This window comes from Duganella sp. CY15W (genome assembly GCF_009857555.1).
Lineage (GTDB): Bacteria > Pseudomonadota > Gammaproteobacteria > Burkholderiales > Burkholderiaceae_D > Rugamonas > Rugamonas sacchari.
The window spans coordinates 594,263-606,357 of the sequence record NZ_WWCQ01000002.1 but is presented as its reverse complement, the minus strand read 5'-3'; the positions used below and the strand labels follow the sequence as shown (position 1 = coordinate 606,357).

6 protein-coding genes are annotated in these 12,095 nt (G+C 63.2%); 4 read left to right on the top strand and 2 right to left on the bottom strand.

Features of this window, described 5'->3' with window-relative positions; translation table 11 throughout:
• Positions 1-91 precede the first annotated feature (91 nt).
• The 3 genes from GTP58_RS12255 (at position 92) to GTP58_RS12245 (ending at position 6,693) form a co-directional block, all read left to right on the top strand.
• On the top strand, positions 92-1,555 hold the full coding sequence (locus tag GTP58_RS12255) for a glycoside hydrolase family 30 beta sandwich domain-containing protein (protein WP_161077712.1): 1,464 nt from the start codon (positions 92-94) through the stop codon (positions 1,553-1,555).
• Between the two features lie 154 nt (positions 1,556-1,709).
• Positions 1,710-4,439 carry a TonB-dependent receptor gene (locus tag GTP58_RS12250; protein WP_161077711.1) on the top strand — a complete coding sequence of 910 codons (2,730 nt, stop codon included), beginning with the start codon at positions 1,710-1,712 and terminating at the stop codon, positions 4,437-4,439.
• A 97-nt stretch (positions 4,440-4,536) separates the two neighbouring features.
• Positions 4,537-6,693 carry an ATP-binding protein gene (locus GTP58_RS12245; RefSeq protein ID WP_161077710.1) on the top strand — a complete coding sequence of 719 codons (2,157 nt, stop codon included), beginning with the start codon at positions 4,537-4,539 and terminating at the stop codon, positions 6,691-6,693.
• Positions 6,694-6,695: 2 nt separating this feature from the next.
• On the opposite strand, the gene GTP58_RS12240 is transcribed toward GTP58_RS12245, so the two are convergent.
• Both GTP58_RS12240 and GTP58_RS12235 read right to left on the bottom strand, forming a co-directional pair.
• Entirely contained in the window at positions 6,696-7,046 is a 351-nt protein-coding gene (locus GTP58_RS12240) for a helix-turn-helix transcriptional regulator (protein WP_161077709.1), read from the bottom strand.
• A gap of 1 nt (position 7,047) precedes the next feature.
• Positions 7,048-8,337, bottom strand: coding sequence for a type II toxin-antitoxin system HipA family toxin (locus GTP58_RS12235; RefSeq protein WP_161077708.1), 1,290 nt, complete (start codon positions 8,335-8,337; stop codon positions 7,048-7,050).
• A 264-nt stretch (positions 8,338-8,601) separates the two neighbouring features.
• Here GTP58_RS12235 and GTP58_RS12230 point away from each other — a divergent pair, with 264 nt between their 5' ends.
• Positions 8,602-12,093 carry a response regulator gene (locus GTP58_RS12230; protein ID WP_161077707.1) on the top strand — a complete coding sequence of 1,164 codons (3,492 nt, stop codon included), beginning with the start codon at positions 8,602-8,604 and terminating at the stop codon, positions 12,091-12,093.
• Positions 12,094-12,095: the final 2 nt, after the last annotated feature.

The following is a 12,095-nucleotide window of genomic DNA, read 5'->3' as shown; positions in this document are numbered from 1 at the left end:
TTTCTTCAACAAATGGAAACGCTTCCATTTAATTCATAAGTGAATAAACGATAGACAGGCGGACCAGGATCCGTCTGCGCGAGGAGACAGCATGTTGACAGCCAGCCCTGTGTTTACAGGCGATGGAGCGTTGCGCCCGTCGTCTTTGAAATCCCTCTCCAGACTGCTTGCGGTGCCCGCGCTGCTGCTGTGCGCGCTTGGCGCGGCACACGCGCAAACGGTGCAGGCGTGGGTCACCACCGGCGATCAGTCGCAGCTTTTGCAGCGCAACGCCGATGCGCAATTCAAGCCCGGCACGCAGGCGGCCACGATTATCGAGGTCGACCCCAGGCAGCGTTTCCAGGAGATGGTCGGCTTTGGCGCCGCCATCACCGATGCCTCCGCCTGGCTGATCCAAAACAAGCTCAACGAGCAGCAGCGCAGCGCCTTGCTCAATGAACTGTTCGGCAAAGCGCCTGGCGCCGGTTTCAGCTTCACGCGCCTGACCATTGGTGCATCCGACTTCTCGCGCCACCACTACAGTTTCGATGATATGCCGGCCGGGCAGACCGATCCGGAGCTCAAGCATTTCTCGATTGATGCCAACCGCGCCGACGTGCTGCCCGTCACCAAGGCCGCGCTGGCGATCAACCCCCGGCTGCGCGTGATGGCGTCGCCATGGAGCGCGCCGGGCTGGATGAAATCCACCGACAGCCTGATCCAGGGCACGCTGAAGCCGGAAGCTTTCGCGCCCTTCGCCAGCTACCTGTCGCGCTACGTCAGCGCCTATGAAAAGGAAGGCGTGCCGATCTACGCGCTGACCTTGCAGAACGAACCGCACTTCGAACCGAAAGACTATCCCGGCATGCGCGTCGATCCGGCCAAGCGCGCCGCCTTTATTGGCGGCCATCTGGGGCCGGTGCTGGCCAAAGACCATCCGGGTACCCGCATCCTGGACTGGGATCACAACTGGGATGAACCCTGGTCGCCAGCCGATGTGCTCAAAGACGCCACCGCCAACCAATACGTGAGCGGCGTGGCCTGGCACTGCTACGGCGGCGATGTGCGCGTGCAGGCGGCGCTGCATGACCGCTGGCCGGACAAGGAAACCTATTTCACTGAATGCTCGGGCGGCAGATGGGCGCCGGTGTGGTCGGACAATCTGCAGCACTTCGCCCGCACGCTGGTGATCGGCACCACGCGCGGCTGGGCCAAGGGCGTGCTGCTGTGGAACCTGGCGCTCGATGAAAACGATGGCCCGCATCTGGGCGGCTGCAAGGACTGCCGTGGCGTGGTCACCATCGACAGTCGCGACGGCAAGATTACCCGCAATGAAGAGTACTACGCGCTGGCCCATGCCAGCCGCTTTGTGCGCCAGGGCGCGCACCGCATCGCGTCCACCAGCGGCTATGGCGATCTCGACACGGTGGCCTTCCGCAATGCCGACGATGGTTCGACCGCGTTGATGGTGGTGAACTCGGCCAAGGCGCCGCGCAGCTTTGCCGTGCGCGTCGGCCAGCGCAGTTTCGATTACACCTTGCCGGCGGCCAGCGTCGCCACCTTCACCTGGAAATAACCCCTGCACTGCCGTGCTTTGCCACGGCGTTTTTTTCAGTCGGCATGGAAGCGCTTCCGCACGTCGGCGTATGAAGCGCACCAACCGCAGGACTGCATGATCAGCAGCACCGCACCACAGCCTTTCCGTTGAAAACTATAAAAGAGAGATGAAAATGAGTCATAACACACAGCACTACACAATCAGAATGACCCCGATCGCCGCCGCCTGCGCCGCACTGGTGTTTGCCGCCGGCCCGGCCCATGCCCAACAGGCCGGCGGTCCGCAAGCTGGCAAGGCGGATGACGCCGCAGTCCAGGAGGTGGTGGTGACCGGTATCCGCCGCAGCATCGAAACCTCGATGGCGATCAAGCGCGATGCCGATGCCATCGTCGAAGCGGTGACGGCGGAAGACATCGGCAAGCTGCCCGACGTGTCGATTGCGGAATCGATCGCGCGCCTGGCCGGCCTGACCGCACAGCGCGTCGAAGGCCGCGCGCAAGTCATCTCGATCCGCGGCCTGGCGCCGGACTTTTCCACCACGCTGCTGAATGGCCGCGAGCAAGTCTCGACCAGCAATAATCGTGGCGCGGAATACGACCAGTATCCATCCGAACTGATTAACGGCGTGACCGTGTACAAGACGCCGGATGCGTCGCTGGTGTCGGGCGGCCTGTCGGGCACGGTGGACCTGCAGACCGTGCGGCCGCTGGATGTCCGCCAGCGTACCGTCGTGCTGAATGCGCGCGGCGAGCACAACTCCAACGGCAAGCTCAACTCCAATACCTCGGCCAACGGCAACCGCCTGAGCGCTTCGTATGTGGACCAGTTCCTCAACAACACGCTGGGCGTGGCGATTGGCTATGCCCACCTGGATTCGCCAGGCCAGCAGCAGGAATACAAATCATGGTGGTGGGGCACCAACCGCAACCTGCCGGCCGACATGGCGAACGTGGTCACGCTGAATGGCGCCGAAGTGACGGCCTCGTCGCGCGAGCAGAAACGCGATGGCCTGATGGCGGTGGTTGAATACCGTCCAACCAAGGAATTCCGTACCACGCTGGACCTCTATTATTCCGAGTTCAAGCAAAACACCACGATGCGTGGCCTGATGTGGAATTCGAACCAGGACAATCCGATCCGCTATCTCAATCCGCAAGTGGAAAACATCGGCGGCACGCGCCTGCTGGTGGGCGGCGCGCTGACCAACCTGGAACCGATCGTGCGGAACGACTACAACCAGCGCAAGGACAAGCTGAGTGCGCTTGGCTGGAACAACACGTTCAAGAAAGATGGCTGGACCCTGGTGGGTGATCTATCGTACTCGACCGCCAAGCGGCGCGAGGAAGTGCTGGAAACCTATGCCGGCCTCGGCCCAGCAGGCGCGGGCCGGACCGACAACAACTTCCAGTTCCACATCCCGACCGCCAGCGGCTTGCCCACCTTCACCCCGAGCATCAATTTCGCCGATCCAAACATCATCAAGCTCAACGACGTTGGCGGCTGGGGCAAGGATGCGGACATGCACCATCCGGTGGTGGAGGACAAGCTGGGTTCGGCCAAGTTCTCGGCCAAGAAAGAGCTGGATGGCTTCCTGCGCTATGTCGAGGGCGGCATCAACTACAGCAAGCGCGAGAAAACCCACGCCGACACCAACAATTACTGGTTCCTGAAAAACGGCCGCGCGCCGGCCACCGTGTCGTCGGACCTGCTGCAGCCGTCCACCTCCTTGTCCTTCGCCGGCATTCCTGCAGTGATGAGCTATGACGTGCTGGGCGTGCTCAACAAGTACTACGACATGCAGCCGGCCCGTCCGAACGACCAGGCATTGCAGGACTGGGGCGTGACCGAGAAGATCACCACCGCCTACGGCAAGCTGGGCATCGACACCGACCTGGGGCCGATTCCCGTGCGTGGCGCGCTGGGCCTGCAAGCGGTCAACGTCGACCAGAAATCGCGCGGCGCCACCGTCAACGGCGGCACAGTGGGCAGCATCACCGGCGGCAAGAACTACACCGACTGGCTGCCGAGCCTGAACCTGAACTTCGACCTGGACAAATACCTGTCCACCACCAATCTGCGCCTGGGCGCGGCCAAGACGGTGGCGCGGCCGCAGATGTCGGACATGCGCGCCGGCGTCTCGGGCGGCGTCGACGCCACTACCCGCATGTGGAACGGCAGCGGCGGCAATCCGGATCTGGAACCATGGCGTGCCAACTCGTACGACCTGTCGATGGAAAAATACATCGGCAAGCGTAGCTATATCGCGGGCGCGCTGTGGTACAAGAAGCTGCAAAGCTATATCTACAACCAGCAGACCGCGTTCAGCTTTGCCGGCTTCCCGAATCCATCGGCAGTGATACCGCTGCAGGACATCGGCACACTGAACCGTCCGGCCAACGGCACGGGCGGCATGGTCAAGGGTGTGGAGCTGTCGGGTGCGCTGGATGCGGGCCTGCTGTGGGCGCCGCTGGAAGGCTTTGGCGTGACGGGCAGCATGTCCGGCACGGAAAGCTCGATCCATCCGAATGGTCCGGGCACCAAGGAGAAGCTGCCGGGTCTGTCGGGCGTGGTCTCCAACTTCACCGTGTACTACGAGAAGGATGGCTACTCGGCGCGCGCCAGCCGCCGCTACCGTTCGGCTTATCGCGGCGAGGTAACCGGCCTGTTCGCCCAGCGTGCCTTCAGCGAGATCCTGGCCGAACGCCAGATTGACCTGCAACTGGGCTATGCGATTGAGGAAGGCACCTACAAAGGCCTGTCCTTCCTGTTCCAGGTGAATAACCTGAACAACTCGCCTTACCAGACGCGCCAGGGCGATCCGTTCTCGGGCGGCTCGTATGCGCCTGAGCGTTACACCACTTACGGCCGTCAGTTCCTGCTGGGATTGAACTACAAGCTGTAAGTACGCTAGCGAACATAGGCGGCGCAACGGGTCGCCTATGGTCGGCGAGGAGTGATAGAATCGTCAGTTCTATCCTCCCGAAAAGTGACTCTGCACGATGCAAGCGATCGACTCCGTAACGCTGGACAATTGTGCGGATGAACCGATACACATCCCGGGCAGTATCCAGCCGCATGGCGCCTTACTGGCATTCGATATGGCTGGCCTGCTGCTGGCCTGGAGCGACAACGCCGCCCAGCTGCTGGGCTTGACGCTGGCGCTGGGCATGCCGCTGGCGCAACTGCCGCTGCCGGCCGAAGTGCAGGCGGCTGCCACCGATTGCGTGGACAGCATGGAGGATGGCGAAGCGCCGGCCACTGCGCTGGAAGTGGCCATCGGACCGCTGCGTTTCGACTGCATCGTCCACGCCTACCAGGGCCGTCTTATCGTCGAGTTCGAGTTGCGCGATGTGCCCAGCGATGCGGTGGCTGCATTTGCGCTGAAGGCGCATGCCGCCATTGACCGTCTCAAGCGGCAGAAATCGATTGACGCGCTGCTGCAGCTGGCGACCGAGCAGGTGCGCGCCATCACCGGCTTCGACCGCGTGATGGCCTACCGTTTTCACCAGGACGACAGCGGCGATGTGACGGCCGAGGCGCGCCGCGAGGACCTGGAACCCTACCTGGGCCGGCGCTATCCGGCCAGCGACATTCCGGCGCAGGCGCGCCGGCTGTACATCATCAACACGCTGCGCCTGATTGCCGACACCGGCTACACGCCATCGCCGCTGCGCGGCCGCGCCGGCGATGCGCCGCTGGACCTCAGCCATAGCGTGCTGCGCAGCGTGTCGCCGATCCACATCGAGTATTTGCAGAACATGGGCGTCGGTGCGTCGATGAGCGTATCGATCGTGGTGGCGGGCCGCCTGTGGGGCTTGCTGGCCTGCCATCACATGCTGCCCTTGCAGGTGCCGTATTCGATCCGCATGGCGGCCGATGTGATGGCGCAGGTGATTGCTTCGCTGGTGCAGTCGATCGAAGCGCGCGAGCGTGCCAGGCTGGTCGAAGCCTCGGCCGAAGTGCGTACCCGCGTGATGGAGACCCTGCTGCACCACGACGAACCGGTCCGCGCGCTGCTGCTGCATGCGCCGGCGCTGTGCCAGTCGCTGCAGGCGGAGGCGCTGGTGGTGACGCAGTACGGCAAGGTGATGGTGCATGGCGAGGTCGATGCCGAACTGGCCGCGCGCATGGTGGCGTCGCTGCCGGAAGGCGGCGCCGACCTGGTCGAGCGCAGCGCCGTCGGTGACTGGCCGCTGGAGATGCAGGCGGCGCTGGCGCCGTGGGCCGGCCTGCTGGCGCTGCGGTTTGACCCGGCCACCGGCGGCTGGCTGCTGGCCTTGCGGCGCGAACAGATCCACACCATCCGCTGGGCCGGACGGCCGGAAAAAGTCGTGCGTACCGGCCCGCTCGGACCGCGCCTGACGCCGCGCGGCTCGTTCGATGAATGGCGCGAGATGGTGCGCGGCCGCGCCGTGTCCTGGGACGCGGCCGAGAAACTGGCGGCCAGCCAGCTGCTGGGCGAGATGCACCGCGCCAGCGTCGCCAAGCATGTGGAAACCGACCGCGCCCGCGCGCAGCTGCTGGCCATGCTGGGCCACGACCTGCGCGGTCCGCTGCATTCGATCAATATGGCGGCCACGGTGCTGCAGCATGGCGGCGCCGCCAGCACCATGAGCACGCGCATCCAGGCGTCCAGCACGCGCATGGAGCGCCTGATCAGCCAGGTGCTGGACATGAGCCGCATCAACGGCGGCCTGGGTCTGGGTCTGGAACGCAGCCAGGTCGACCTGGTGCTGCTGCTGCAGGATCTGCTCGATGAGGTACGCACGGCCCACGCCGATTTGCGTATCGATGCCCGCATGCCGGCCACGCTGAACGCGCTGGTGGATGGTGACCGCATGATGCAGGTCGTAAGCAACCTGGTCAGCAATGCACGCCATCATGGCATGCACGGCGAGCCCATCGAAGTGATACTGGCCGAGCAGGATGGCCAGGTCTTGCTGGAGGTGCGCAATGTGGCGCCGCCGATTCCTGCCGAGCTGCTGCCGATGTTGTACAGCCCGCTCAAGCACGCTTCGGTCGGCAATGTCCGCAACCGTGGCGGCCTGGGCCTGGGCTTGCACATCGCCCAGGAAATCGTGCAGCAGCACGGCGGCCAGATCGCCTACCGGTATGACAAGCTGCAGGTAGTGTTTGCCGTCACGCTGCCGCGCTGAGCCTATCTGGTTTTTTTTTGCGGTGGATGCGTTTTCGGCAGCGCTTGCAGTCCGGGATCGGCTTCAGGCTGGCGCTGCAAGGTTGCTGTGCGCACGAAGGCCACTTCCAGCCCAAAAAATTTACCGATCTTGTTCAGCGTCTCCACCGTAGGGTTGCCCCGGCCATTTTCAATTTCCTTGATGGCTTTGATACTGACGCCGCGGTGCGCTGCGAATTCCGCTTGCGTTAGCCGGGATATCTTGCGCATGCGCTTGACGGCCTCCTGGAGCGGCAGTTCGCCGCCTGCCACTGCTGCATACAGTTCGGTGCGCAGCGCCCGCGCGGCTTCCTTGTCGATGTTTTTCCCGGCCATGTTATTGCTCTCCCAGTGCCTGCAGCTGCTGCACTTGTGTGGCGATATGCGGCTGTAAGAAACCGATGATGTCGTCGTCTACGCCAGCGTCGCGCATGTGCTGGTCCAGCAGCTGTATCTGCGATGCAAAGCGGTGCAGCGCCTGGCGGATAGGCAGACGTTCCGCATCAGCGATGGGCAGTGCTGCCAGGACATCCGACCAGTTGCCGAGTTCCATGCGGGTGCCGGGATCGAACCAGCGTGCTGCGCGCGGAATGCCCTCCGGGTCCAGGTACATGGGCGCAAAATCAAACAGCGGCGTCAGCTGTACTTGGCCTGCGTGCTGTTGCACGGCGGTGTTGCGGGCATGATTGTCGGTGTTGCGCATGGCCAGGTTCAAGACATCGCGTTTGAGAAATTCGATGGTTTCTTCCAGCGGATTGCTGACCACGTCGCGGATGCCGGCCAGCAGCGCGAACTGGCTTGGATTGGCGTTGAAGCCAACGATGCCGGCGATGGACGCCGCGCTTTCCTGATGCAGGCGCAGGACTTTGCCCTGTGCCACAACGCGGTCGAAGCGAGGAACAAACAAGGTATCGTCCTGGAAGCGCAGCTGGCCGTGGGTGCGCAGGCCGACCGCCGCCGCCACCTGCATATAGCCTGCCTCATTGCGCAGCACCTTGCGGTCGCTGCCGGTGTTGCCGCGTGGGCGCTTGACGATGAAGTGGGCGACAGCCTGGGCATCGGCCAATGCCGCGTCCGCGTGCCACCGGCCTTCCTGGTCCGTCGTCAACAGATACTTGGGCGCCGCGCCCTGTACGCCCAGCGAGGCGGAGGCGAGCATACTATGGATGAGCATGCGCTCATTGAATTCATCGTGGCGGCCGGTGATGTCTTGCAAGGTGAAGCCGCGCGCGATGGCGCCGGCAGGGTATCTGCGCACGTGGGCCTGGTAGTACGCGACAGCTTCCGCAATGCGCACCCGTCCAATGGGGTTGAATGCGCCCGCACACGTCAAGGGAAAGTCCGCCGCCGGCCCATCGTGGAGCTGGAGTTCACCCAGCAGGAACTGGCGACCGCCGCCTTGTGGAATCAGATCAAACAGGAAGCCTGGCCAGTGCTCGAGAGACTGGATTTCGACATTGACCGGGTAGCGCAGCGAAATGGCGGCTGCCTCTGCCTTGAATGCATAGTCGATATCGTATTCAAAGAAACCGGGCGTCAATGGATCGCCCCTGGCCGCGTCTGGTATGTCGAGCGCGGCACAGTCTACCCACGCATCGTCGAGAAAGATTTGAAAAGTACATTGCATAGCGCCCCCTGTAGCACTTATAAGATCTATTTTACGATTTTTAGGAAACGAATAGTCCCTATAGGTTCTATTTTTTATCTTTTTTTGTAAATATGGCTCTTAAAAGCACCTTTTGTCTCAACGGCCGTGCCGCCGCCAGCGGTGCCGCCGTCCAAACTTGCGTGAGAGATATGTTATTTCCTTCACGCACGATTGGATTTGGGGGCTTGCCAAGCTTGTGTTTGAGATAAACTTCTTGCTTCTCAAGTTACTCTGGCCCAGACCATGCCAAATTCCACCATGCTGGACGACCGCGGCTTCCGGCGAATTCTTGTTCGTAACGTAACATTGCCATTGGCCGCAGGCGTGGTCAGTGCCGGCGTGTTTGTCGTGTTGCTGGCCTATTTGATCACCACCATGAACTGGGTCGAGCACAGCGAGCGGGTGATTGGCAACGCCAACCAGATTGGCAAAGAGATGGTGGACATGGAAACCGGCCTGCGCGGCTACCTGCTGGCCGGCGACGAAGCCTTCCTGCAGCCGTATGTGGCGGCCAAGCCCAAGGTAGCGGCCAACCTGGCCGGCCTGATGAAGCTGGTGGAGGACAATCCGGCTCAGGTCGACCGCCTGCGTACCATTCAATACCAGCAGCAGCAGTGGGACCAGTATGCCCAGGAAATGATACGGCTGCGCGCCGCCAACGGTGAAGTGAGTGGCGTGGTCAAGACCGGCCGCGGCAAAAACCAGTTTGATGAAATCCGCCGCCAGCTGGACTCCTTCGTGAATACCGAACTGCGCATGCGCCAGGACCGCAATGACGAAGCGCGCAGTGTCACCACCTGGGTGGCCGTGGTGTATCTGCTGCTGACGCTGGGCGTGGGCGGCGTGCTGGCCTGGTTTGGCCGCCGCGAGCTGACCAGCCTGTCAGGTGTCTACACCAAGGCCTTGAACGAACATGCCGAGCATGCCAAGCTGTTGCAGCAGCAAGCCTGGCTGCGCACCGGCCAGAGCGAGCTGGCGCAGCAGGGCATCGGCCAGCTGGCGCTGCCGCAGCTGTCCTCGACCTTGCTGCAATTCCTGGCCCGCTACATGGGCGTGGTGGTGGGCGCGCTGTACCTGCGCGCGCCGGATGGCAGCTTCCGCCGCGTGGCGTCGTATGGTTTTAGCGCAGAATGGGAACAGCAGGATCAGCAGCTGAGGCCGACCGAGAGCCTGGTGGCGCAGGCTGCGCTGGAGCGCCGCATCATCCGCCTGGAGCCCTTGCCTGCCAATTACATCCAGGTCAGTTCCGGCCTGGGCGTGGGCGCACCCGCCAGCGTGCTGTTGGCGCCGGTGGACAGCGACGGCGAGATCAATGGCGTGGTCGAGCTGGGCCTGCTGCGCCAGATCAGCGAGCGCGATGTCGATTTGCTGGCCATGGTGAAGAGCAATATCGGCGCGGCCATCGCGGCCAGCCTGTCGCGCCAGCGCTTGCAGGAAGTGCTCGCAGAGACCCAGCAGCTGAATGAGGAATTGCAGGTGCAGCAGGAAGAACTGCGCACCGCCAACGAAGAGCTGGAAGAACAGTCGCGCGTGCTGGAAGAATCGCAGGCCAGCCTGGAAAACCAGAAGGCCGAACTGGAGCAGACCAACGAACAGCTGGCCGAGCAAGGCAACGCGCTGGACCAGAAAAACGCCGAATTGCAAAAAGCCCAGCAAGACCTGGAGGAGCGTGCACGCGACCTCGAGCGGGCCAGCCAGTACAAATCGCAGTTCCTGGCGAATATGTCGCACGAGCTGCGCACGCCGCTGAACAGTTCGCTGATCCTGGCCAAGCTGCTGTCGGAAAATGCCCAGGGCAACCTCAACGACGAGCAGGTGCGCTTTGCCAATACGATTTACTCGGCTGGCAACGACCTGCTCAACCTCATCAACGACATCCTCGACATCTCCAAGGTGGAAGCGGGCAAGCTGGACCTGGTGCCGGAGCAGCTGTCGGCGCGCCATGTGGTGGAAGGCATGGCCATGGTGTTCGAGCCGCTGGCGCAGCAGAAGAAACTGGCGTTCCATCTGGTGGTGGCCGACAGCGTCAAGCCGCACATGGTGACCGACCGCCAGCGCCTGGAGCAGATCCTCAAGAATCTGCTGTCGAACGCGCTCAAGTTCACCAGCGCCGGGCAGATCACGCTGTCGGTGCAGGCGCAGGGCGATAGCGTGGCGTTTTCGGTGCAGGATACCGGTATCGGCATCCGCGCCGAAGACCAGCAAGGCATCTTCAACGCTTTCCAGCAGGCCGATGGCACGACCAGCCGCAAATACGGCGGCACCGGCCTGGGCCTGTCGATCTCGCGTGACCTGGCGCAGCTGCTGGGCGGCGGCATCTCGCTGGTCAGCGAGCCGGGCAAAGGCAGCTGCTTCACGCTGACCTTGCCAACCCACTGGAGCACGCCGCAAGCCGGCCCACGCGTGGGCGGCGCCAATGCCCCGGCCATGATTGAAACCACCAGCGCGCCGCTGCCGGACATGCCGGCGCCCACTCCGGCGCCAGCCGTCCACGTGCCGCGCGCGTTTGACGACGACCGTGCGCTGCTGGACGAGGAAGGCGCGCCCCGTGGCCGCCTGGTGCTGGTGGTGGAGGATGACGCGGCGTTCGCCCGCATCCTGTACGAGCTGGCGCACGAGAAGCAGTACCATTGCCTGGTCGCCTTCGAGGCGGAAGAGGGACTGGCGCTGGCCCGCCAGTACAAGCCGGATGCGGTGCTGCTGGACATCCGCCTGCCGGACCGTTCCGGCCTGTCGGTGCTGCAGCTGCTCAAGGACGATGCCCAGACTCGTCACATCCCGGTGCATGTGGTGTCCGGCGCCGACAATGGCGAAGCGGCGCTGCACCTGGGCGCCATTGGCTACGCCTTGAAGCCGACCACGCGCGAACAGCTCATGGAAGTATTCCGCCGCATCGAAACCAAGCTCACGCAGAAAATCAAGCGCGTGCTGCTGGTGGAAGACGACGACCGCCAGCGCGACAGCGTGGTGCAGCTGATTTCCGATGATGACGTGGAAATCTTCGCGGTCGGCAGCGGCCAGGAAGCGCTGGCGCTGCTGCGTGACACTGTCTACGACTGCATGATTATCGACCTCAAGCTGCCGGACATGCAGGGCAACGAGCTGCTGCAGCGCATGGCCGGCGAATCGCTGGCGGCGTTCCCGCCGGTAATCGTCTACACCGGCCGCAACCTGTCGCGCGAGGAAGAGGCGGACCTGCACAAATACTCGCGTTCCATCATCATCAAGGGCGCACGTTCGCCGGAGCGCCTGCTGGATGAAGTCACGCTGTTCCTGCACAAGGTGGAAGCCGACCTGTCCAGCGAACGCCAGCGCATGCTGAAGACGGTGCGCGCGCGCGACCGCGTATTTGAAGGCCGCCGCATCCTGCTGGTGGATGACGACGTGCGCAACATCTTTGCGCTGACCAGCGCGCTGGAGCAAAAAGGCGCGCTGGTGGAAGTGGGCCGCAACGGCTACGAAGCGCTGGACAAGCTGGATACCATCCCGGACATCGACCTGGTGCTGATGGACGTGATGATGCCGGGGATGGACGGCCTGGAAGCCACGCGCCGCATCCGCGCCGACGCCCGCTTTGCCCGCCTGCCGGTGATTGCGATTACCGCCAAGGCCATGAAGGACGACCAGGAGCAATGCCTGGCGGCGGGCGCCAGCGACTACCTGGCCAAACCGATCGACCTGTCGCGCTTGTACTCGCTGCTGCGAGTCTGGATGCCGAACGCTGAACGGAGTTGAAC

Coding starts and splice junctions, on each gene's coding strand:
- GTP58_RS12255 (WP_161077712.1), top strand. CDS start 92: ATGTTGACAGCCAGCCCTGTGTTTACAGGCGATGGAGCGTTGCGCCCG.
- GTP58_RS12250 (WP_161077711.1), top strand. CDS start 1,710: ATGAGTCATAACACACAGCACTACACAATCAGAATGACCCCGATCGCC.
- GTP58_RS12245 (WP_161077710.1), top strand. CDS start 4,537: ATGCAAGCGATCGACTCCGTAACGCTGGACAATTGTGCGGATGAACCG.
- GTP58_RS12240 (WP_161077709.1), bottom strand. CDS start 7,046: ATGGCCGGGAAAAACATCGACAAGGAAGCCGCGCGGGCGCTGCGCACC.
- GTP58_RS12235 (WP_161077708.1), bottom strand. CDS start 8,337: ATGCAATGTACTTTTCAAATCTTTCTCGACGATGCGTGGGTAGACTGT.
- GTP58_RS12230 (WP_161077707.1), top strand. CDS start 8,602: ATGCCAAATTCCACCATGCTGGACGACCGCGGCTTCCGGCGAATTCTT.